The sequence below is a fragment of the Streptomyces sp. BBFR25 genome, from assembly GCF_044590125.1.
In the GTDB taxonomy this organism is placed as follows: domain Bacteria; phylum Actinomycetota; class Actinomycetes; order Streptomycetales; family Streptomycetaceae; genus Streptomyces; species Streptomyces canus_D.
Window position 1 is genome coordinate 2,469,044 of sequence record NZ_CP172447.1, and the last position, 21,325, is coordinate 2,490,368.

The 21,325-nt window shown below is 72.6% G+C and carries 19 protein-coding genes and 1 riboswitch; of the genes, 8 read left to right on the top strand and 11 right to left on the bottom strand.

Features of this window, described 5'->3' with window-relative positions; genetic code table 11:
* Window positions 1-124 precede the first annotated feature (124 nt).
* Window positions 125-1,267 (bottom strand): glycosyltransferase family 4 protein, encoded by a 1,143-nt coding sequence (locus ACGH52_RS11205; RefSeq protein ID WP_358742797.1) that lies wholly within the window; start codon window positions 1,265-1,267, stop codon window positions 125-127.
* A 132-nt stretch (window positions 1,268-1,399) separates the two neighbouring features.
* Between ACGH52_RS11205 and ACGH52_RS11210 the strand changes: the two genes are divergently transcribed.
* Window positions 1,400-2,668, top strand: coding sequence for a glycosyltransferase family 87 protein (locus ACGH52_RS11210; protein ID WP_210977168.1), 1,269 nt, complete (start codon window positions 1,400-1,402; stop codon window positions 2,666-2,668).
* A gap of 316 nt (window positions 2,669-2,984) precedes the next feature.
* Here the strand turns inward: ACGH52_RS11210 and ACGH52_RS11215 are convergent, their stop codons facing one another.
* From ACGH52_RS11215 to ACGH52_RS11235, 5 genes are all read right to left on the bottom strand, one after another.
* Window positions 2,985-4,178: a hypothetical protein gene (locus tag ACGH52_RS11215; protein ID WP_399938816.1), complete on the bottom strand. Its 1,194-nt coding sequence runs from the start codon at window positions 4,176-4,178 to the stop codon at window positions 2,985-2,987.
* Window positions 4,179-4,235: 57 nt separating this feature from the next.
* A complete protein-coding gene (locus ACGH52_RS11220; protein WP_059299020.1) occupies window positions 4,236-5,252 on the bottom strand; it encodes a C40 family peptidase in 1,017 nt (338 codons plus the stop codon).
* 217 nt (window positions 5,253-5,469) lie between these two features.
* Complete coding sequence (locus ACGH52_RS11225) at window positions 5,470-6,513, bottom strand: C40 family peptidase (protein WP_059299161.1); 1,044 nt, start codon at window positions 6,511-6,513, stop codon at window positions 5,470-5,472.
* 251 nt (window positions 6,514-6,764) lie between these two features.
* On the bottom strand, window positions 6,765-8,108 hold the full coding sequence (locus ACGH52_RS11230; RefSeq protein ID WP_076973945.1) for an NYN domain-containing protein: 1,344 nt from the start codon (window positions 8,106-8,108) through the stop codon (window positions 6,765-6,767).
* A 62-nt stretch (window positions 8,109-8,170) separates the two neighbouring features.
* Window positions 8,171-8,410 (bottom strand): hypothetical protein, encoded by a 240-nt coding sequence (locus tag ACGH52_RS11235; RefSeq protein ID WP_052841425.1) that lies wholly within the window; start codon window positions 8,408-8,410, stop codon window positions 8,171-8,173.
* A gap of 155 nt (window positions 8,411-8,565) precedes the next feature.
* Here ACGH52_RS11235 and ACGH52_RS11240 point away from each other — a divergent pair, with 155 nt between their 5' ends.
* The 7 genes from ACGH52_RS11240 to ACGH52_RS11270 all read left to right on the top strand — a co-directional run bounded on the left by ACGH52_RS11240 (window position 8,566) and on the right by ACGH52_RS11270 (window position 14,899).
* Window positions 8,566-9,336: a rhomboid family intramembrane serine protease gene (locus ACGH52_RS11240; protein ID WP_059299018.1), complete on the top strand. Its 771-nt coding sequence runs from the start codon at window positions 8,566-8,568 to the stop codon at window positions 9,334-9,336.
* Window positions 9,333-9,614: an Lrp/AsnC family transcriptional regulator gene (locus ACGH52_RS11245; protein ID WP_031035777.1), complete on the top strand. Its 282-nt coding sequence runs from the start codon at window positions 9,333-9,335 to the stop codon at window positions 9,612-9,614. Before ACGH52_RS11240 ends, ACGH52_RS11245 begins: the two co-directional genes overlap by 4 nt.
* 166 nt (window positions 9,615-9,780) lie before the next feature.
* Complete coding sequence (locus ACGH52_RS11250) at window positions 9,781-10,065, top strand: hypothetical protein (RefSeq protein WP_059299017.1); 285 nt, start codon at window positions 9,781-9,783, stop codon at window positions 10,063-10,065.
* Between the two features lie 58 nt (window positions 10,066-10,123).
* Window positions 10,124-11,476, top strand: coding sequence for a HAMP domain-containing sensor histidine kinase (locus tag ACGH52_RS11255; RefSeq protein WP_059299160.1), 1,353 nt, complete (start codon window positions 10,124-10,126; stop codon window positions 11,474-11,476).
* A gap of 20 nt (window positions 11,477-11,496) precedes the next feature.
* A complete protein-coding gene (locus ACGH52_RS11260; protein ID WP_059299016.1) occupies window positions 11,497-12,162 on the top strand; it encodes a response regulator transcription factor in 666 nt (221 codons plus the stop codon).
* Window positions 12,163-12,218: 56 nt separating this feature from the next.
* Window positions 12,219-13,634: an SLC13 family permease gene (locus ACGH52_RS11265; RefSeq protein ID WP_399938820.1), complete on the top strand. Its 1,416-nt coding sequence runs from the start codon at window positions 12,219-12,221 to the stop codon at window positions 13,632-13,634.
* Between the two features lie 11 nt (window positions 13,635-13,645).
* Complete coding sequence (locus tag ACGH52_RS11270) at window positions 13,646-14,899, top strand: glycerate kinase (RefSeq protein ID WP_121702455.1); 1,254 nt, start codon at window positions 13,646-13,648, stop codon at window positions 14,897-14,899.
* Here ACGH52_RS11270 and ACGH52_RS11275 read toward each other — a convergent pair.
* From ACGH52_RS11275 to ACGH52_RS11295, 5 genes are all read right to left on the bottom strand, one after another.
* Window positions 14,821-16,206: an aminotransferase class V-fold PLP-dependent enzyme gene (locus tag ACGH52_RS11275; protein WP_399938822.1), complete on the bottom strand. Its 1,386-nt coding sequence runs from the start codon at window positions 16,204-16,206 to the stop codon at window positions 14,821-14,823. The two genes, ACGH52_RS11270 and ACGH52_RS11275, sit on opposite strands and share 79 nt — an antisense overlap.
* Before the next feature lie 167 nt (window positions 16,207-16,373).
* Window positions 16,374-16,490, bottom strand: a riboswitch (SAM riboswitch).
* 88 nt (window positions 16,491-16,578) lie between these two features.
* On the bottom strand, window positions 16,579-17,643 hold the full coding sequence (trpD, locus tag ACGH52_RS11280) for an anthranilate phosphoribosyltransferase (protein ID WP_121702453.1): 1,065 nt from the start codon (window positions 17,641-17,643) through the stop codon (window positions 16,579-16,581).
* A 131-nt stretch (window positions 17,644-17,774) separates the two neighbouring features.
* Window positions 17,775-19,412: a cytochrome bc complex cytochrome b subunit gene (locus ACGH52_RS11285; protein WP_059299011.1), complete on the bottom strand. Its 1,638-nt coding sequence runs from the start codon at window positions 19,410-19,412 to the stop codon at window positions 17,775-17,777.
* Window positions 19,409-20,470 (bottom strand): ubiquinol-cytochrome c reductase iron-sulfur subunit, encoded by a 1,062-nt coding sequence (locus ACGH52_RS11290; protein WP_076973950.1) that lies wholly within the window; start codon window positions 20,468-20,470, stop codon window positions 19,409-19,411. The genes ACGH52_RS11285 and ACGH52_RS11290 overlap by 4 nt, the downstream gene beginning before the upstream one ends.
* Window positions 20,467-21,276 carry a c-type cytochrome gene (locus ACGH52_RS11295; protein ID WP_059299009.1) on the bottom strand — a complete coding sequence of 270 codons (810 nt, stop codon included), beginning with the start codon at window positions 21,274-21,276 and terminating at the stop codon, window positions 20,467-20,469. Before ACGH52_RS11295 ends, ACGH52_RS11290 begins: the two co-directional genes overlap by 4 nt.
* Between the last annotated feature and the right edge of the window lie 49 nt (window positions 21,277-21,325).

Sequence of the window (21,325 nt, forward strand, 5' to 3'; positions counted from 1 at the left end):
AGGGGGCGCCTCATGGGGTGCCCCCTTGTCGCCGTGGGCGGGTGCGGGTTCGTCGTGGTTTCTCGCGCAGTTCCCCGCGCCCCTGGGCAACTCGGGCTCCCCCTGCTGTCGAAGGCGCCCCGGGTTACAACAACGCCTTCAAGTGCTCCGCCAGCAGGTCCCAGCGCCACTTCTCCTCCACCCACGCCCTGCCCCGTTCGCCCATCCTGCGGCGGAGTTCCGGGTCGGCGAGGAGGGTGGTGATGCGGTCGGCGGACTCGTTCGGGTCGGCGCCGCGGACCACCCAGCCGGTCTCGCCGTCGAGTACGGCGTCGGGGGCGCCGCCCGAGTCGCCGGCGACGACGGGCAGGCCGGTCGCGGAGGCCTCCAGGTAGACGATGCCGAGGCCCTCCACGTCGAGGCCGCCCCGGCGGGTGCGGCAGGGCATGGCGAAGACGTCCCCGGCGCCGTAGTGCGCGGGCAGCTCGGACCAGGGCACGGCGCCGGTGAAGTGGACGGAGGCGGCGACGCCGGTCTCCTCGGCGAGGCGGCGCAGGTCCTTCTCGTAGGGGCCGCCGCCGACGATCAGCAGGACGGCGTCCGGCTCGGCGGCGAGGATGCGCGGCATCGCCCGGATGAGGGTGTCCTGGCCCTTGCGCGGGACCAGGCGGGACACGCAGACGACGACGGGGCGCTCGGTCAGGCCGAGCCGGGCGCGTACCTCGTCGCCGCCGCTGGCCGGGTGGAAGGTCTTCTCGTCGACGCCGGGCGGCAGTTGCACCATCCGCGCGGCCGCCTCGGGCGTGAGCGCGCCCGCGATGCGGGAGCGCGTGTACTCGCCGAGGTAGGTGATCGTGTCCGTGGACTCCCCGATCCGGCGCAGCAGTTGCCGGGCGGCGGGCAGCTGGGCCCAGCCCGCCTCGTGGCCGTGGGTGGTGGCGACGAGGCGCTCGGCGCCCGCCTTCCGCAGCGCCGGCGCCATCAGGCCGAGGGGCGCCGCCGCCCCGAACCACACCGACGTGCACCCGTGCTCGCGCAGCAGCCCGACGGCCCGCCGGGTCGCGCCCGGCGTCGGCAGCAGCATCGTGGTGCGGTCCCGTACGACCGTGAAGGGCTGCTCGGCGTCGAAGGCGGCGGTGGCCTCGGTGCCCTCGCGGCCGCGCTTCCAGGTGGACGCGTAGACGACCAGCCGCTCGGGGTCCAGCCGTAGCGCCATGTTGTGCAGGAAGGCCTGGATGCCGCCCGGGCGGGGCGGGAAGTCGTTCGTCACGATCAAGGTCTTGCGCACGCCGCCGACCCTACCGAACCGGCCTCCGGGTGCCGGTCCCGGCCGTCTCCTGTGGCACGCCCACAGGGGTCCGGGTCATCATGGCCGCACCGGCGGACGAGCAGGTGCGGGGCACGGACGGGCAGGTAGCACGTGGAGACGAGGGACGCGGGGCGGTCACCGGTGTGGTTGCTGACGGCCTGGGGCGCCACGCGGCTGGTGCTGCTGCTGTTCGTGCTGAAGGTGCTGGTCTTCCCCGGTCCGGACGTCACCAGCGACGTGTCCGTCATCTACCGGGACTGGGCCGACGTGCTGCGCACCGGAACGTTTCCGCTGTCGGACGTCACCTGGCAGTACCCGCCGGCGGCGGCCCTCGCGGTCCTCTCCCCCGCCCTGCTGCCCTTCCTGGAGTACGCGACGGCCTTCTTCGTCCTCGCGTGTGTCACGGACGCCGCGGTCCTCGCGCTGCTGTGGCACGCGGGCCGGGGGGCGGGGCGGTCGCCGCGCGGGGCGTGGGTGTGGGTGGCGGGCGTGCCGCTGCTCGGGCCGACGGTGTACGCCCGCTACGACGTGATGGTCACGGCGGTCGCGGTGGCCGCGCTGCTCACCGCCGGGCGGCATCCGCGGCTGGCGGGGGCCCTGGCGGCCCTCGGGGCGCTGCTGAAGGTGTGGCCGGCGCTGGTGCTGGTCGGGATGCGGGGGCGGGCGCCGTGGATCGCCGCCGCGGTGAGCGGGGCCGTGCTGGCCGCGCTGTTCGCCGTGTCGATGCCCGGGGCGTTCGCGTTCCTGACGTTCCAGCGCGAGCGCGGGGTCGAGGTGGAGTCGCTGGGTTCGCTGGTCTTCCACGTCGCCCGGCACTTCGGCTGGGAGGGCGGGGTGCTGCTGAACTACGGCTCGATGGAGTTCCTGGGCCCGCACGTGGACACGGTGGGCACGGTCGCGCTGGGGCTGAGCGCGGCGGCGTTCGGCTGGCTGCTGCTGTGGCGGCTGCGGGCCTCGCGGCCGACGGTCCCGCGGTTCGCGGCGCACACGGCGGCGGACGCCGCCTTCGTGGCGGTGCTGATGTTCACGGTGACCAGCCGGGTGATCAGCCCGCAGTACCTGGTGTGGCTGGTGGGCCTCGGCGCGGTCTGCCGCTGCTTCCGGGCGAGCCGGATGCGGGTGCCGGTCGGCCTGGTGCTGGCGGCGACCCCGCTGACGCTGCTGGAGTTCCCGCTCCTGTTCGCGGACGTCGTGGCGAGCACCCCCCTCGGCATCACCCTCCTGTTCGTCCGCAACGGCCTCCTGGTGACCGCCACCCTCCTGGGCGCCCACGCCCTGTGGCGCAGCCCGGTGCGGCACGGCGCCCCGACCCCGCACGGCACCCCCGGGAACCCGGGCCGAGCCCCAGCGCCCGCGGACACCCCCGCCGGCACGCCCTGACCCCCTCCGACACCGCACCCGAGCCCCGTCGCCCGCCGACGCGTCACAGTACGGCGGAACGCACACCCGGCCCCGGCCCGCCCACAGAGCCCGCCCGGCTCACCCAAACCACGCCCGCGGGCGCTCCCGCCCCTGGGGCACGCCACGAAGCCCCCGGCACCGTGCCCGAGCCCCACCCCTCCGACTCCCGCGGACGCGACACGGTACCGACAGCACACGCCCCTCGCCCGCCCGCAGACCCCACACCGCTCGCCCGACCACGCCCGCGGGCGCTCCTGCCCGGGGCGTCATGAAGCCCCCTGGCCGTCCCTGGGGCTCAGGCGAACCGGGTTCGCAGGTAGTCCTGCCAGCGGGCCGTGAACTCCTCCGGTGTCGTGCCGAGCACCTTGTGCAGGGCGTCCTGGACCGCGCCGGTGCGCTCGTCGTGGGCGCCCACGGCGCGGTAGAACGCGTCCAGCCGGTCCTCGCCCCACTGCTCGGCGATCATCCGGCAGGCCAGCCAGCCGCCCTCGTACGCCCGGGCCAGTTCCTCCGCCTCGGCGGTGAAGCCGAAGTCCTCGTCCGTCGGCAGCCGCGCGGGCACCCGGTCCCCGGCGACCGCCTCGGCCAGTTCGGGGGCGGCCTGCGCGGCGGTCCGGCCGGTGTCGCGGTAGCCGACCCAGTCGGCGTAGCCCTCGGAGAGCCACAGCGGGGTGGCCGAGGTGGTGTCGGCGCGGGTGGCGACGTGGGTCGTCTCGTGGGTGAGCACGACCTGCTTGCCGAGGCTGCCGAGCAGCCCGTACGCGTCGGGGTTGACGATGATCCGGTCCGCGGGGGCGTGTTCCCGGCCGCCCGTCTCCCCGGTGGTGACCGCGGCGATGCCCCGGTAGGACGAGGCCGGGGACCCGAGCAGGCCCGCCATGCCCTCCACCGACCGGGGGACGACCACGACCACCCGGCGGGACCAGTCGCCGTCCCAGGCGTCCGCGACGGCGGGCACCGCCCGGTCGGCCAGGTCGGCGAAGCGGCGCAGCATCGCGGTGGACTGCCCGACGCCGAGGACGAGGCTGTGCGTGCCGCGGACCACCTCGACCGCGCCCTGGTCCCAGGGCTGCTGCCCCGACTCCTTGGCGGGGCGGTCGGAGTCGACGGCCCACGTCCCGCCCGTGCCGTCCCGGCTCAGCCGCACGGTGCGGCCCGCGGTGACGGGGCCCCGGTCGTAGCCGTCGACGCGGTAGCGCAGCTCGACGTCGGCGGTGGCGGTGTCGCCGGTGCGCTCCACGTCCCGCACCCGGTAGGACCAGGCGGCCAGCGGGAGCGCGCTCAGCTGCTCGAAGCCCGTACCGGTGCCGGTGCGCGCGTAGGCGGCGGCGTCGTGGGCGAGGACGGCCGCCGCGCGCCGGTCCAGGACCCGCTGGACGTCGGCCCGGGCGGGGTCGGCCGCGGTCCGGCCGCCGCAGGCCACCAGCGCGACGAGCAGCAGGCACAGCGCCACCACCGAGGAACCCGACACCCGCCTTCGACCAGCCACCCGCCCGATCGTACGGGCGAGTGACCACCGAAGGCACCGGACGAGGCGAGCGCGCGGTCACACCCGGGTGATCGAGGAGATCGGCATCATGCCGACCGGGTCGTAGCGCACGGGTGCGCCGGGGTAGGGCGCGTGGATCACCTGGCCGTTGCCCGCGTACATGCCGATGTGGCTGGCGTCGTCGCGGTAGGCGACCAGGTCGCCGGGGCGTGCCTCGGCCAGGGACACCCGCTGTCCGGCGCCGGACTGCGCCTGCGAGGTGCGCGGAATGCCGACCCCGGCCTGTGCGTAGGCCCACTGGGTCAGGCCCGAGCAGTCGAAGCCGGAGGGGCCGTTGGCGCCCCAGACGTAGGGCTTGCCGAGGGCGGAGCGGGCGGCGGCGAAGGCGGCACCGGCCCGGCCGGAGGCGGGGGCGGCGGCACCGGCGAGGGCGGTGAGGTCCTCGCGCCCCGAGCGGGACCCGCGCCCGTAGGCGGCGCGCTCGTCGTCCGGCAGGGCGGCGAGCAGCGCGCGGGCCTTGGCCAGCTTGCGCTCCACGGTCTTCTTGTGGGCGGCGACGGCCTTGCGGCCCTTCTCCAGCTCGGTGAGCTTGCGGGCCGCCTCGGCCCGGTCCTGGGCGAGGTCCCGCATCGCCTGCTGGAGCTGCCTCAGCTCTCCCGCCTGGCGGGTGGTGATCCGGTCGAGCACGGAGGCCCGGTCGAGGTAGTCGTCCGGTTCGGCGGAGAGCAGCAGCGCCAGCGACGGGTCGATGCCGCCCGAGCGGTACTGGGCACCGGCCAGCGAACCGAGCGCGTCCCGCATGGTGTTGACGCGCTGCTGCTGCCGGGCGATGGACTCCTGCGCGGTCGTGACCTCCTCGCGCAGCGCGTCGGTGCGGGCGTCGGCCTTGTTGTAGGCCTCGGTCGCCCGCTCCGCCTCGGTGTGGAGGCGGTCCACCTCCGCCCGCCGGTCGTCGTGCGGAGCGGCCGCGGCCGGTACGGCGCCCAGGAGTGCGGCGGCCACGGAGAGCAAGCCGACGGCGGCGGTGGAGCCGCGGTCGAACCCGGATGGTGCAAGGCGGCGATGGGACCCCACGGGAAGCCGCACTCCTTCCGCTGGCGGACAGGGAAACGCGGCAGACAGTAACCCCGCGGCGGGGCACCGGCCAACGACCCGAGGGGCCGCGCAACACGGCGCCCCGCCGCTGACGCAGGTCACCGGCGGGGCGGGGGGTCACAGGGCCCGGACGTGATTCGCCCGAACGGGCGGCACGGCGGGGGTGACTTCGGGTGGCGCGGGGGGGGCGTCGGCGTCAGACCCGGACGCCGAACATGAACGGGCCGCCGATGGTGCCCATCGACTCGTAGCGGACGTTCGTGCCGGTGCGCGGCGCGTGCAGCACCTGGCCGTTGCCGGCGTAGAGGCCGACGTGGTGCAGGTCGCTGAAGAAGAAGACGAGGTCGCCGACCTGGAGGTCGCTCATCGAGGAGATGCGCGTGCCGTAGTTGGCCTGCGCCTGGGAGGTGCGCGGAATGCCGACACCGGCCTGCGCGTACGCCCAGGAGGTCAGACCCGAGCAGTCGAAGGAGGACGGGCCGGTGGCGCCGTAGACGTACGGCGTGCCTATCTTGCCCTGGGCGGCGGCGAAGGCGGCGCCCGCGCGGCCGGAGGCGGGGGTGGTCTTCCCGCCGGTGAGCACCTGGCGCTCGCTGGCGCGGTTGGAGCGCTGCTCCTCCTGCTGGAGGGCGGCCTTCTCCTGCGCGGTGAGGGTGTTGAGCAGCTTCTGCGCGGAGGAGAGCTTGCCCTGGACCTGCTTCTTCTTCTTGCCCAGTTCGGTGCGGGTGGCGGAGAGGTCCTTGAGCTTCTCGGACGCCTCGGAGCGCTGCTGGGCGAGGTCGCGCTGCTTGGTCTGGATCTTCTTCAGCGCCTCGACCTGCTGACCGCTGAGCTGGTCGAGGGTGGAGGCCTTGTCCAGGTAGTTGTCCGGGTCGGCGGACAGGAAGAGCTGGAGGGAGGGGTCGATGCCGCCGGAGCGGTACTGGGCGCTGGCCATCGAACCGAGGCCGTCGCGCAGCTCGTTGAGCTCCTCCTGGCCGCGGGCGACGTTGTCCTGGAGGGTGGAGATCTCCTTCTGGAGCTTCTCCTGCTTCTCCTTGGCGCCGTTGTACTTCTCGGTGGCCTGCTCGGCCTCCTCGTAGAGCTTGTCGACCTTGGCCTTGACCTCGTCCTTGCTCGGCTTCTCGCTCGGGGCGGCGTTGGCGGCCTGGGAGCTGAGAGCGACAGCGGCGGCGGCAGCGGTGGTGAGCACGGTCACGCGCGTGCGGCTCGGCTGCTTGGGACGACGGTGGGACGCCACGGAGACGAGCTCCTTCTTGAGAGGGATCACCCGTTCGAGGGTTCGAAGGGTGACCCTAGTGACCCACTCGTGATCAGTTCAAATCCTCCGCCGAAAAATCACGGTTACGCACCGCGATTTCTCTCACAACTCACCTGCAGTGACACCCATTTGACGCTACGTTGCGTGACGCTTCCGTCAATTCGGGCATAGAGCGCCTACGTTACGGTTGGTACGGAAGTGACGAGAAGTGGCCGGAAGCCGATGGCAGGCTAGGAAAGCCGCTTGAGGAGCACCGCGGACGCCACCGGGCGTGCGCCCGCGCGCGCCACGCCGTCGGCGACCTCGCGGTCGGTGGAGACGACGATGACCGGCCGGCCCGGCGGCTCGGCCCGCACCAGCTGGCGGATCAGCTCGTCGGCGGTGACCCCGGGCTTGGAGAACAGCACCCGCACCCCGCGCGGCGGCGCGAGCAGCACCGGCGCCACGAGTTCGGCCCCGTCGAAGACGCAGGTCATCTCGGCGCCGGTCTGCGCGGCGAGCTGGGAGAGCTGGCCGAGCAGCCGCAGCCGCTGCTTCTCCAGCGGCATCTGCGGATAGCCGGTCTTGGTGACGTTGTAGCCGTCGACGACCAGGTGCGCCTGGGGCAGCGCCAGCAACTGGTCGAGGATCGCCGGGTCGTTCTCGGACAGGGCCCGGTTGGCGATGTCCTTCGGCGTCATCCGGCCCGGCTCGACCGCGTCCACGGTCTCGGCGGGCCGCACGGACACCGGGGGCAGCGCCAGCTCGCGGCGCAGCCCCTGAGTGGCGTCGAGGAGGGTGTCCAGGAGCAGCCGTACGCGCATGTCCTCGACGCTGCGCCCCTCGCGGGCGGCCTTGCGGGTGGCCTCCAGGGCCGCCTCGGCCTCTCCCAGGCGGGCCTTGAGCCGCCGGGCCTCGCTCTCGGCGGCGGACACCTGGGTCTGCCCCTCGGCCCGTACCGCGTCCAGCTCGGCCTGGACCTTGCGCAGCGCCGCCTCGCCGCGCTTGACGTCGCTGAGGGCGGAGCGCAGCTTGCGGTGCAGCGACTCGGCCTCCCGCTTCGCCGTGTCCAGTTCGGCGCGCAGCCGCTCGGTCTCGGCCTTGGTGTGCTCCCGGGCCCGCGCCAGCTCCTCGTGCAGCCGCTCCAGCTCCGCGCGGTTCTCCTCGTCGGCACGCTCGGCGTCCGCGCGCTGCGCCTCCTCGCCGGCGGCGGTGACCAGCTTCACCCAGCCGTGCGGGCGCAGTACGTAGGCCGCGGCGGCCACGTCCAGCGGGTCGGCGGCCGGGAGCGCGGACCCGGCGTCCAGGGCATCGGCCAGCTCCGGCTGGGCGTCGCGGAACTTCTCCCCGATGCGCTGGCGGAAGAGCGGGTCGGTCTCCACGGCGGCGGCCATGGCGTTGCCGGCGAACTTGGCCCTGCGGTTCGGGGCGAACCTGGCGTACTGCCTGAGCTGCGCGGGCAGCTCGCCGAGGGTGAGCGAGCCGAAACCGTCGGACACGATCTGCACGACCCGGCGGCGCACGCCGTCGGGCAGCGGGCGGTCGAGCACCTCAGCGGCGCCGTCGCCCGGCCCCCCGCCGTGTGTCTCCACCATCCGTCACCCCAATGTCTCAGGGCGATCCCGGGCCGGAATCGCCTTGTGCGGGGCCGCTCCCCTCAGGAGGCGGCACCCGGCCTGTCCACGAGTTCCACCTGGTCGACGGCGTTGCACCAGCGGCACCGCACCGACTCGATGGTCTCACTGAGCACCTCGCGCTCCTCCACCGTCGGCTCACCGGCCAGATCGAGGTGCACGTACTCGACGACCTTCGAGGCCCGGGTCACGTCGAAGCGGGTGAGGTTGCCGCAGAGGGTGCAGCGCCACCGCGTCGTGTCGGTCGGCAGGGGAACCGTCATCGTGGCTGTTCGCTCTCTTCCAGTGTCGGTGACGCGCCGGGCACCCCCGGGCGTGTGGCACGTAACCCTAAGGCCTGGCGGGTGCCCGACGCCCGCGTGTCCGCGGCGGCGAGGCGCTATGAGCCCTCGCGCCCGTTACGTCATGCTCTGTGACCATGATCCGCAACTGGAGCAAGGCGGTCCGCAGAACGGTCACCGCGGTCGGGGCGCTGGTCGGGACCCGCTCACCGCGGCGCCGGACGGCGCCGGTGACGTACACGCTGATCACGCTGTGCTGTCTGCTGTTCCTGATCAGCCCGGCGGCGGGCCTGAACCCGGTGTACGGCACCGGGGAGGAACTGCTGGCGGCGCAGCGCGCCTATTTCCGGCGCTGGGGCGTGATCCCCGCAGAACTGTTCGAGGACTCCCCCGGGTCGGCGCTCACCCCGGCCACGGCGCTGTTCGTCCACGGCAGCTGGGTGCACCTGCTGGGCAACATGCTCTTCCTCTACGTCTTCGGCGCGATGACCGAGGAACGGATGGGCCGGCTCCAGTTCGCCCTGTTCTACCTCGGCTGCGGCTACCTGGCCCTGCTGGGCTACGCGGGCGCCAACGCCCACTCCCAGGAGTCCCTGGTCGGCGCCTCCGGGGCGATCTCCGCGGTGCTCGGCGCGTTCCTGTTCCTCTTCCCGCGGGCCCGCGTGACCAGCCTCCTGCCCTTCCTCTTCTTCCTGCCGCTGCGCTTCCCGGCCTGGGTCGTGCTGCCGTTCTGGGCGGCCCTGCAGTGGATGGCGGCGGGGCGGGCCGGGGACGGTCCCGGGGTGGCGTACCTCGCGCACCTGGTGGGCTTCGGGCTGGGCTTCGCCTTCGCCTGGGTGCGGTTCGGACGTACGACTAGAGTTGGTGGCGTTCCAGTGGCGGCGCCCGAGGGAGAGAACCAGCCGTGATCAGCGCGATCGTCCTCATCAAGACCAGCGTGGACCGCATTCCGGAGATCGCGGAGCAGATCGCCGCGCTGGAGAGCGTCAGCGAGGTCTTCTCCGTCACCGGCACCTACGACCTGATCGCCATGGTCCGGGTGAGCCGGCACGAGGACCTGGCCGAGGTCATCCCCGGCCGGATCAGCAAGATCCCGGGCGTGGAGGGCACCGACACCCACGTGGCCTTCCGCACCTACTCCCAGCACGACCTGGAGGCGGCGTTCGCGATCGGCCTGGACAACTGAGACACGCCCCGCAGGGGCGCGGGACTGTATCGATGTGCGGCTCCGCCGCGTGGGCGCGACCAGCCACGACGGCGCCGCAGACGACCGACGAGCCGGGGACCCGGATGAAGAGTTCTTCACCCGCTACTCATCCGGCCCACCGGAATCCTCGCGCAGAATCCAGGGCATGGTCTTCTCCCGCCGCATGGCGGCCCTCGCGGCCGTCGTCCTGATCCCCCTCGGCATCGCCGCGACCAGTTTCGCCCTGACCGACAGCCCGCAGGAGCCGAAGGTCCCGGCCAAGGTGGAGCTGGAGAGCGGCTCCCCCACCCCGAAGCCGGCCTCCTCCTCGCCCGAGCCGACGCCCAGCGACCAGGTGGTGACGCGGCCGCCGGTCACCGACGGCCCTCCGGATGACGACGATGACGACGACCGGGGCCAGGACGCCGACGACGGACCCGGCGACGGGTGAGCGCGAGCGCCGCCGGGTCTCGGCCCGGGTCCGCATCCTGCTGTGGCTGCTGCTCGTGATGGCGGTCGCGCTGGCCTCGGTGGCGGCGACCACCCGGTCGATCCTGCTGCGCGACACCGACCAGCGGATCAACGGCCTGCTCGCGCAGGAGGCCGGCGAGTTCGCCAACTTCGAGGAGCAGGGCTTCGACCCGGAGACGGGCCGCCCGTTCACCGACCCGGGCCGGCTGCTGCGGGTCTTCCTGGAGCGGCAGTACGCCGACCTGGACGAGGAACTGGTCGGGCTGGTCGGCGAGGTGGGCAGCAGGCCCACCCAGATCATCCAGCAGCGCGAGATCCCGGTCGACCGGCCCCTGCACGAGGACGCCGACGCCCGGCGCCGCATCTACGCCTCCCCCGACTCCACCGGCGTCCTGGACCGGCCCGAGGGGGAGATCCGCTGGGCCAAGGTCACCGTGGCCCGCTACGGCGGCGAACCGGCGGCCGCCTTCGTGGTCGCCTTCCACCCGGGGCGCGAACAGGCGCGCGCGGACGAGGTGTTCCGCGTCCTGCTCGCCATCTCCGGCGTCGCCCTGCTGATGACGACCGGCATCGCCTGGGTGGTCGCGGGCCGCATCCTGAAACCGGTGCGGCTGGTGCGCACGACCGCGGCCCAGCTCACCGAGCAGGATTTGACCCGGCGCATCCCGGTGCACGGCCGCGACGACGTGGCGGCCCTCGCCGAGACGTTCAACGCCATGCTGGACCGTCTGGAGCGCGCCTTCGCCACCCAGCGCCGGTTCGTCGACGACGCGGGCCACGAGCTGCGCACCCCGATCACCATCGTGCGCGGCCACCTGGAGCTGATGGGCGACGATCCGGCGGAGCGCGAGGAGACCGTCCGGCTGGTCACCGACGAACTGGACCGGATGAGCCGCATCGTCGAGGACCTGCTGCTGCTCGCCAAGGCAGAACGCCCCGACTTCGTCACCCCCGAACCGGTGCAGCTGGCCGAACTCACCGCCGACGTCTACGTCAAGGCCCGCACCCTGGGCGACCGGGAGTGGGTGCTGGACTCGGTCGCCGACCGCGAGGCCCACCTCGATCCGCAGCGGATCACCCAGGCCATGGTGCAGCTCGCGCAGAACGCCGTGCAGCACACCACGGCCGGTCAGCGGGTCCGCATAGGCTCCCGCGCCGACGGTTCGCGGATCGAGCTGTACGTCGCCGACTCCGGTCCCGGTGTCCAGCCGCAGGACGCCGAGGTGATCTTCGAGCGGTTCCGGCGCGGCACGGCCCGGCGCGGGGTGCGCGGCACGGGCGCCGGGCTCGGGCTGTCGATCGTCCGGGCGATCGCCGAGGGCCACGGCGGCCGGGTCGACCTGCGCACCACCGAGGGCGGCGGCGCCACCTTCGTACTCACACTGGACTGAACCCCGAAGAAGAGGCTCCCATGAACCGCATCCTCATCGTCGAGGACGAGGAGCGCATCGCCTCCTTCGTCGAGAAGGGCCTGCGCGCCAACGGCTTCACCACCACCGCGGTCGCCGACGGCGACGCCGCCTACGAGTACGCCCTCACCGGCGGCTTCGACCTCGTCGTCCTGGACATCGGACTGCCCGGCCGGGACGGCTTCACGGTCCTGCGGGAGCTGCGCGAGGCCCGGGTGACGACCCCGGTGATCGTGCTGACCGCCCGGGACTCGGTACGGGACACGGTGGCCGGCCTGGAGGGCGGCGCCGACGACTGGATGACCAAGCCGTTCCGCTTCGAGGAACTGCTCGCCCGGGTGCGGCTGCGCCTGCGTACGGCGGCCAGGGCGCCGGAGGTGACGGTGTTGAGATCGGGGTCGCTCAGCCTCGACCTGCGGACCCGCCGAGCCCGCGCCCAGGACCGCACGGTGGACCTGACGGCCCGTGAGTTCGTGCTCCTGGAACTGTTCCTGCGCCACCCGGGGCAGGTGCTGTCCCGCGAGCAGATCCTCTCGCACGTGTGGGGCTACGACTTCGACCCGGGCTCCAACATCGTGGACGTGTACGTGCGGGCCCTGCGCAAGAAGCTCGGCGCCCAGCAGGTGGAGACGGTGCGCGGGATGGGGTACCGGCTGCCGACCTGGTGAAGTTTCCTTCATGTGACCCTCATTGAGGGCTCACCGCGCCCGTGGACGCTCGAGGCGTGACGTTGAACCTCCGCCTCGCGGCGGCCCTGTGCGTGGCGCTGTCCCTGTGCGCGCTGCTGGCGGTCCCCGCCAACTTTCCCGCCCTGGGCGGCGACGCGCGCCTCACCCTCGCCGTGTTCGCGCTGGCCACCTGCGCCTGGATCGGTACGCCGGTCGACGACACGTACATCGCGCTGGGTGCCGGGCTGGCGCTGACCGCGACCGGCGTGATCAGCAGCTTCACCCTCTTCGGCACCCTCGGTGACGCCACGGTGTGGCTGCTGATCTGCGCCTTCGTGCTGGCGGCCGCGGTCGCCCGGACGGGGCTCGCGGGGCGGGCCGCGGCGTTCCTGGTGGGCGGGGCGCGCACCGTACGGCAGTTGGTGCACCTGACAACGGCCGCGCTGGTCGTCACCGCCTTCACGGTGCCGGCCACCTCGGGCCGGGCGGCGCTCGCGCTGCCGGTGTTCCTCGCCCTCGCCAAGGCGCTCGCCGACCGGAAGCGACTGGTCGTGATGCTGGCGCTGCTGTTCCCGACCGTGATCCTGCTGTCCGCGGTGGCGACCCTGATCGGTGCGGGGGCGCATCTGATCACGGTGTCGGTGCTGTGGGAGGCGACCGGGGACCGGATCGGCTTCACCCAGTGGCTGCTGCTCGGCCTGCCGCTGGCGGTGGCCTCCTCCCACCTCGCCGCCGAGACGGTGCTGCTGACGACCACCCGGCGCGCGGACCGCGCGGGCCCGGTCCGCATCACCGCCGAGGAGATACAGCGGCACAGCGAGAGCCCGGTCACCGGCCCGTGGACGCAGGCGGAGAAGCGCTGCGCGCTGCTGCTGGCCACGGTGGTGGCCCTGTGGTGCAGCGAGCCCCTGCACCGGGTCTCCCCCGCCGTCGTGGCGCTGATCGGCGCGGTCGTCGCCTCCTCCCCCGCGCTGGGCACCGTTCGGCTCAAGGACGCGCTGAAGACCGTCCCCTGGTCGCTGCTGCTGTTCATGGCGGCCACGATGGCGATGGGCGTCGCGCTGGCCGACTCCGGTGCGGCGAAGTGGCTGGTGTCGGGCCTGCCCGCGGACGTCGCCCCGGCGGTCTTCCTCGGCGTGGTGGTCGCGGTGAGCACGGCGGCCCACCTGGTCCTGCAGTCCCGCTCGGCCCGCTCCTCCGTCCTGGTCCCGCTGGTGATCGCGGCGGCCGTCGGCGCCGGGGTCAACCCGGTCGCCGCGGCGCTCGCGTCGACGGCGGCGGCCGGGTTCTGCCACACGCTCCCGGCCTCCGCCAAGCCGGTCACGCTCTTCTCCGACGTCCCCGGCGTCCCCACCTACACCCCGCGCGACCTGCTGCGGCTGTCCGCCGTGCTGGCGCCGCTGACCGCCCTGCTCGTGCTGTTCTTCGCCGCCGCGGTCTGGCCGCTGCTCGGCGTCCCCGTGACCCGCTGAAGGAGCCGTCCGTGTCTTCTCCGTCCCGTGTACTGAACCGTGTCGTCGTGGCCCCCAGCGGCTTCAAGGAGTCCTTGTCCGCCCAGGCCGCCGCCGACGCCATCGCGGCGGGCGTCCGCCGGGTGCTGCCGGACGCCGAGATCGACCGGATCCCCCTGGTCGACGGCGGCGAGGGCACCGCCGTGGCACTGGCGTCGGCGACCGGTGGGCGGCTGGTCGCGCTGGCCGCCACCGGTCCGGTCGGCGACCGGGTCGGCACCCACTTCGCGCTGCTCGGCGCCCGGGACACGGCGGTCGTGGAGATGGCGGCCGTAGCCGGCCTGTCCCTGGTGCCCCGCGCCCTGCGCGACCCCGGCGTCACGACCACGTACGGCGTCGGCGAACTGCTCCGCGCCGCGCTCGACACCGGGGTGCGGCGCGTCCTGGTCGGCTGCGGCGACTCGGGCACCTCCGACGGGGGCGCGGGCGCTCTCCAGGCGCTCGGGGCCCGGCTGCTGGACGCCGACGGCTTCGAACTGGCGCCCGGCGGACGGGAGCTGAACCGCCTCGTCCGCATCGACCCGTCCGGTCTGGACGTCCGGCTGAAGGACACCGAGCTGCTGGTCGCGTGCAACCCGTACAACGTGCTGTGCGGTCAGCGGGGCGTGGCCCGGGTGTTCGGACCGCAGAAGGGGGCGACGCCCCCGCAGGTCGAGGAGTTGTCCGCCGGGTTGGAGAACTGGGCGCGGGTCCTCACCCGCGACCTCGGTGTCGTCGGCACCGACCTGCGGACCGGCCCGGGCACCGGCGCCTCCGGCGGTCTCGGCGCGGGTCTCGCCGCCGTCGGGGCCCGGCTGCTGCCCCGCTTCGACGTGCTCCTGGACCATGTCGACCTGGACGCCCGTCTCGCCCGCGCCGACCTGGTGCTCACCGCCGAGGGCGCCCTGGACCACCAGACGCCGCGCGGAAAGGTCCCGGCCGAGGTGGCCCGCCGCGCCAAGCTCTCCGGCCGGCCCGTCCTCGCCCTGGCCGGCACGCTGGGCGAGGGCGCGGACGAGGTGCCGGGGGTGGACGCCTGCCACGGGATCATGCCGGCGCCGATGGCCCTGGCGGACGCGCTGCTGCGCGCCTCCGAACTCCTCACTGACGCCACGGAGCGGGCGTTGCGGATGGTCGTGCTGGGGTCGCGGCTGCCCGGCCGGGCGGCTCAGGCGCCGGTGCCCGCCGTGGAGGCGGGGGCGGCGGAGGTGGTGTCGGGCACGCAACGCCCGTCCTCGGTGCGGTAGTTCCAGCGGGCGCCGTCGCTGACCAGCTCCTTGACGGCGCCCACGAACCGCTCGACGTGCTCGTCCGGGGTGCCCGCGCCGAAGCTGACGCGGATGGCGTTGAGGGACTTCTCGCCGGGCGCCGCCTCGGGCGCCCCGCACTCGCCCTGCGTCTGCGGGTCGCTGCCGAGCAGGGTGCGCACCAGCGGGTGGGCGCAGAAAAGGCCGTCGCGCACGCCGATGCCGTACTCGGCGGAGAGCGCGGCGGCGAAGTGCGAGCTGTTCCAGCCCGCGACGACGAAGGAGAGGACGCCGACCCGGGGCGCGTCGTCCCCGAAGAGGGAGAGGACCCGCACCTCGGGCACCTCGGCGAGGCCCTCGCGCACCTTGCCGATCAGGTACTCCTCGCGGGCGACCAGCGTGTCGAACCCGGCCTCGGTGAGCGCCTTGCAGGCGGAGGCGATGGCGTAGGCGCCGATGACGTTGGGCGACCCGGCCTCGTGCCGCGCGGCGCTGTCGTGCCACCGCACGTCCACGCCGCCGTCCGCGCGCCGGGAGACGCTGCGGCTGGCGCCGCCACCGGCCAGGTACGGCTCGGCCTCGCGCAGCCAGTCGGCCCGCCCGGCCAGCACGCCGGAGCCGAAGGGCGCGTACAGCTTGTGCCCGGAGAAGGCGACCCAGTCGACGTCCAGGTCGCGCACGCTCACCGGGTGGTGCGGGGCGAGCTGGGCGGCGTCCAGCACGATCCGGGCGCCGTGCGCGTGGGCGGCGGCGGCCAGTTCCCGCACCGGCCACAGCTCGCCGGTGACGTTGGAGGCGCCGGTGACACAGACCAGGGCGGGCCCGTACGGCTCGCGGGCGGCGAGGGCCCGCTCCAGGGTCTCGACGGCCTGCGCGGCCGTGCGCGGGGCGTCGAGGTAGGTCACGTCGGCGTCCCGCCAGGGCAGCAGCGAGGCGTGGTGCTCGGTCTCGAAGACGAAGACCCGGCAGTTCGCGGGCAGCGCGGCGGCGAGCAGGTTCAGGGAGTCGGTGGTGGACCGGGTGAAGACCACCTGGTCCTCGTCCCGGCAGCCGAGGAACTCGGCGACGGTCCGGCGGGCGTTCTCGAACAGGTCGGTCGACAGCTGCGAGAGGTACCCGGCGCCCCGGTGGACACTGCCGTAGTACGGCGCGTAGGCGGCCACGTCGTCCCAGACCCGCTGGAGCGCGGGCGCGCTGGCGGCGTAGTCGAGCGCGGCGTAGGCGACCTCCCCGCCGGTGACGAGCGGCACGGTGACGTCCCGGCCGAGGACGGGCAGCGGGGCGGCGACAGCGGTGGGTACGGACATGACGGACTCCCGTGAGGACCAGCGCACGGCGGGGCGCTGTGAAAGTGAAGAGAAGAAGAGTGCGTGCGGAGGCGGGGCTCTGCGGCCCTATCGCATTCGCTGGTTCACGGAAGACTCCCTCGGACGACCAGGACCCCTGGCCCCACACTTTTCAAAAGCGTGCGAGGGGTCCGCGCTTGCCGTGGACCTTGCTGTCCACGACCTGGTCTTCACCCGGGGCACCCCGCCACGGACGGAGGGTTGCCGGACAGTCGGCCGGGGCCTCATGACTGTCACTCATGACCTGTCGAAAAACCTAGGGGAAAAGATCGGCGCCCCGCAACCCGAGTCCGGATCGCGGGACGCACGTCACATGTACTGCCGTACTACTGCTCAGGCGTTGCTGACGGCCACCCAACGCTCCAGCACCCGTCGGGCCGCCCCGGAGTCGATCGCCTCGGCCGCCCGGTCCATCCCGGCCCGCAGCTGCGCCGCCAGGGGCTCCTCCCCGGGGTTCAGGGCCACCAGGGCCGCCGCCGAGTTCAGCAGGACGGCGTCCCGCACCGGACCGGTCTCCCCGGCCAGCAGGCGGCGGGCGACGTCGGCGTTGTAGGAGGCGTCGGCGCCGCGCAGCGCCTCGACCGGCACCAGCTCGAGGCCGACGTCCCGCGGGTCGAAGGTCTCCTCGCTCACCCGGCCGTCGCGCACCGTCCAGACCCGGGACGTGGAGGTGGTGGTCAGCTCGTCGAGGCCGTCGTCGCCGCGGAAGACCAGGGACGAGTGGCCGCGCTCGGCGAAGACACCGGCGATGATCGGCGCCATCCGGGCGTGCGCGACCCCGATCGCCTGGGCCTTCACCCGGGCGGGGTTGGTCAGCGGGCCCAGGAAGTTGAACACCGTGCGGATGCCGAGCTGTCCGCGGGCCGCCGCCACGTGGCGCAGCGCCGGGTGGAACTTCACCGCGAAGCAGAAGGTGATGCCGGCTTCCTCGGCGACCTCCGCCACCCGCTTCGGCGTCAGCTCCAGATTGACGCCGAGCTTCTCCAGGACGTCGGAGGCCCCGGACGCCGAGGAGGCGGCCCGGTTGCCGTGCTTGACGACCTTCGCCCCCGTGCCGGCCACGACGATCGCGGACATGGTGGAGATGTTGACCGTCTTGGCGCCGTCGCCGCCGGTGCCGACGATGTCGACGGTCTCCCCCGGCACCTCGATCACGTTGGCGTGCTCGTACATGGTGCGGACGAGCCCGGAGATCTCGTCGACCGTCTCGCCCTTGAACCGCAGGCCCACCGCGAAGGCGGCGATCTGTGCGTCGGTCGCCTCGCCGCGCATGATCACGTCCAGCGCCCAGGCGGTGTCGTCCGCGCTCAGGTCGCGGCCGTCCAGCAGTCCGTTCAGCAGGGCGGGCCAGGAGCGGTCCGCCGTGGTGTCGCCTCCAGCGGGGGTCACAGCGCTCATAGCCGCTCCTGAATCGTGTGTGTCGTCGACGGGGATCGTGCTCCCACCCTATCCAGCCCCGGGCACGGCGAAGGGCCCCGTCCGCAGACCGGAACGGGGCCCTTCGACCGTGGTGTGGCGACGCTGGAGGGTCAGTGGTGGCCGTGGCCGCTCGTGATCTCCTTGTACTCCTCGACGGTCGGCTTCGGAATCTGCGACTCCTCGCCGTAGTACGACTCGCTGAGCTTGGCACGGAGCTTCTGCGTACCCGACACCTTGCGCTCGACGCCGTTCTCGTCGACCGTCGGGCCGATCTCGGCCGGCTTGTACTGCTCGTGCGCCGTGAGCGTGTGCAGCTGCTCCTGGCTGAGCGGCTCGTGCACCTCGATGAACTCACCGTGCGGCAGGCGCTTGATGATGCCGGACTCGCGTCCGTGCAGCACCTTGTCCCTGTCCCGGCGCTGGAGGCCGAGGCAGATCCGCTTGGTGGCGATGAAGGCGACGACCGGGCCGACGAAGAACGCGATGCGGACGAACCAGGTGATCGCGTTGATCGACAGGTGGAAGTGCGTGGCCCACAGGTCGTTGCCGCCACCGATCAGCAGCACGAAGTAGACGGTCAGCCAGGCGACACCGAAGGCCGTACGGGTCGGGGCGTTGCGCGGGCGGTCCAGGATGTGGTGCTCGCGCTTGTCGCCGGTGACCCAGGACTCGATGAACGGGTAGACCGCGATCGCCGCCAGGACCAGCGGGAAGATGATCAGCGGGATCAGCACGCCGAGGACGAGTGTGTGACCCCAGAAGTTGATCTCCCAGCCAGGCATCACACGGATCAGGCCCTCGGAGAAGCCCATGTACCAGTCCGGCTGGGCGCCGGTGGAGACCTGGTCGGGTCGGTAGGGGCCGATGGACCAGATCGGGTTGATCGTGGCGATGGCCGACACGATGGCGATCACACCGAAGACCAGGAAGAAGAAGCCTCCGGCCTTCGCCGTGTACACCGGCAGCAGCGGCATGCCGACGACGTTCTTGTTGGTCTTGCCGGGACCCGCGAACTGCGTGTGCTTGTGGTAGAAGACCAGGATCAGGTGGCCCACCAGCAGGCCGAGCATGATGCCCGGCAGCAGCAGGATGTGGATCGAGTAGAACCGGGACACGAAGTCGTGGCCGGGGAACTCCCCGCCGAAGAGGAAGAACGAGATGTACGTGCCGACGATCGGCACGGACAGGATCGCGCCCTCCATGAAGCGGATGCCGGTGCCCGAGAGCAGGTCGTCCGGGAGCGAGTAACCGGTGAAGCCGGTGAACATGCCGAGGACGAGCAGCAGGAAGCCGAACAGCCAGTTGACCTCGCGCGGCTTGCGGAACGCGCCGGTGAAGAAGACGCGCATCATGTGCACGAACATGCCGGCCAGGAAGATCAGCGCGGCCCAGTGGTGGATCTGCCGGATCAGCAGACCGCCGCGTACGTCGAAGCTGATGTCCAGAGTGGAGGCGTACGCCTCACTCATCATCTGGCCCTGCAGCGGCACGTACGAGCCGTGGTACTCGACCTCGGCCATCGACGGGTGGAAGAACAGCGTCAGGTACACACCCGTGAGGATGATGATGATGAAGCTGTAGAGGCAGACCTCACCCAGCATGAACGACCAGTGGTCGGGGAAGATCTTGCGCATGTTGGCCTTGGCCAGGGAATAGATCCCCAGCCGGCCGTCGGCCCAGTCGGCGACGCGCTCGCCGGCCGGCGCCTTCCCGCGTGAGCGGGGCGCTTCGTTGTCTGCAGTACTCATCCGCGCTCCCAGAAAGCAGGACCGACGGGCTCTTCGAAGTCGCCGAGCGCTTCGAGGTAACCCTCGTCGTTCACGCCGATGCGCAGCTGCGGCAGGGCGTGACCGGCGGGACCGAAGATGACCCGGGCGCCGTCGGCAAGGTCGAAGGTGGACTGGTGGCAGGGGCAGAGCGCGTGGTGCGTCTGCTGCTCGTACAGGGAGATCGGGCAACCGACGTGGGTGCAGATCTTCGAGTACGCCACGATGCCCTCGTGCGACCACTCGAGCTCGCGCTTGTCCTTGATGGCCTCCGGCTCCAGCCGGATGATCATCAGGGCCGCCTTGGCGATCTCGTTCTGGAAGTCCTCGTCGTGCTCCTCCAGGCCCTCGGGCATGGCGAAGGTGAGCGAGCCCACCGCGACGTCGGAGGGACGCAGCGGCTCGTTGGTGTTCATGTTGACGAGGAGCTTGCCCTTGGACCACAGGGTGTGGCGGAGCTTGGTCCCGGGCAGCGGGCCGAGGTCGCGCAGCAGGACGACGCCGGAGAGCGGCACCAGGGTGAGCGCGCCCAGCATCGTGTTGCGGATCAGCTTGCGGCGCCCGATCACGGACTCCTTGGCGCCCTGCTTGAAGTCCGCGTGGACCTTGGCACGGACCTCGGGGGACGCCGAGATCGGGTGACGCTCGTCGGCGACCTCCTCGTCGGACATCAGGGTGCGGGCCCAGTGGACCGCGCCGGCGCCGATGGCGAACAGCGCGACGCCGAGCGTCATGCCGAGCGCGAAGTTCAGCGCACTGATGTGACCGAGCGGGAAGATGTAGACCGACTTGTCGACGTCGATCGCCACGAACGAGGCGATGAAGCCGATGGTGGCCAGCATCGACAGCGTGAACAGCAGGGCGACCGTGCGCTCGGACCGCTTGGCGGCCCGCTCGTCGACGTCCTGGACCCGCGGCTCGTGGGGCGGCAGCCCCGGGTCGGCGAACGGGTTCGTCTCGTCCGCGGGCCGGGCGGCCGCGCCGTGCGGGCGGTCCTGCTCTGCCGGGAGCTTCGTTTCTGGAATGTCTTGGCTACTCATGACTTCTTGGCCTTTGCGGTCCGAGCGGCGACCCAGACGGCGACGGCGATCAGCGCGCCCAGTCCGAACACCCAGGCGAACAGACCCTCACTGACCGGGCCGAGTCCGCCGAGGCTGAGACCACCGGGGTTCTCGGTGTCGTCACCGTTGACCGCGTCCAGGTAGGCGATGATGTCCTTCTTGTTCTGCTCCGACAGCGTGGTGTCGGGGAAGGAGGGCATGTTCTGCGGGCCGGTCTGCATGGCCTCGTAGATGTGCTTCGGGTCGACACCCTCGAGGCTCGGCGCGAACTTGCCGTGCGTCAGGGCGCCACCCTTGCCGGTGAAGTTGTGGCACTGCGCGCAGTTGGTGCGGAACAGCTCGCCACCCTTGGCGATGTCCGCGCCCTCGGGGCCGTACTTCTCCTCCGAGGGAACGGCCGGACCGGCACCCAGCGACGCGATGTAGGCCGCGAGCTGGTCGATCTCCGCCTGGGAGTAGATGACCTTCTTCTTCGGGACCTGCGCGCCGGGCTGCTGGGCCGGCATGCGGCCGGTGCCCACCTGGAAGTCAACGGCCGCGGCGCCTACGCCGACCAGGCTCGGACCGTCGCTGGTGCCCTGCCCTCCGGTGCCGTGGCAACTGGCACAGCCGACGGCGTAGAGCTTCTTGCCCTCGTCGATGGCGAGGGACTGGGCGGATTCATCGGCCTGCGCCTTGCTCGCGGGTGCGAACGCGGCGTACAGCCCCCCTGTGCATGCCAGCGCGAGGAGTAGGACGACGAGGGCCGCCAGCGGATGGCGTCGTCGTGCGGAGAGCTTTTTCACGGATTACCCCGGTGTCAGGATCTTCTGCGTCGATGCTTCTGGTATTGCG

Bases quoted from the DNA above. Each gene is read 5' to 3' on its own strand.
- ACGH52_RS11255 (WP_059299160.1), top strand. From the start codon at position 10,124: ATGGCGGTCGCGCTGGCCTCGGTGGCGGCGACCACCCGGTCGATCCTG.
- ACGH52_RS11235 (WP_052841425.1), bottom strand. From the start codon at position 8,410: ATGACGGTTCCCCTGCCGACCGACACGACGCGGTGGCGCTGCACCCTC.
- ACGH52_RS11230 (WP_076973945.1), bottom strand. From the start codon at position 8,108: ATGGTGGAGACACACGGCGGGGGGCCGGGCGACGGCGCCGCTGAGGTG.
- trpD (WP_121702453.1), bottom strand. From the start codon at position 17,643: ATGAGCGCTGTGACCCCCGCTGGAGGCGACACCACGGCGGACCGCTCC.
- ACGH52_RS11275 (WP_399938822.1), bottom strand. From the start codon at position 16,206: ATGTCCGTACCCACCGCTGTCGCCGCCCCGCTGCCCGTCCTCGGCCGG.
- ACGH52_RS11250 (WP_059299017.1), top strand. From the start codon at position 9,781: ATGGTCTTCTCCCGCCGCATGGCGGCCCTCGCGGCCGTCGTCCTGATC.
- ACGH52_RS11290 (WP_076973950.1), bottom strand. From the start codon at position 20,470: ATGAGTAGCCAAGACATTCCAGAAACGAAGCTCCCGGCAGAGCAGGAC.
- ACGH52_RS11240 (WP_059299018.1), top strand. From the start codon at position 8,566: ATGATCCGCAACTGGAGCAAGGCGGTCCGCAGAACGGTCACCGCGGTC.
- ACGH52_RS11285 (WP_059299011.1), bottom strand. From the start codon at position 19,412: ATGAGTACTGCAGACAACGAAGCGCCCCGCTCACGCGGGAAGGCGCCG.
- ACGH52_RS11260 (WP_059299016.1), top strand. From the start codon at position 11,497: ATGAACCGCATCCTCATCGTCGAGGACGAGGAGCGCATCGCCTCCTTC.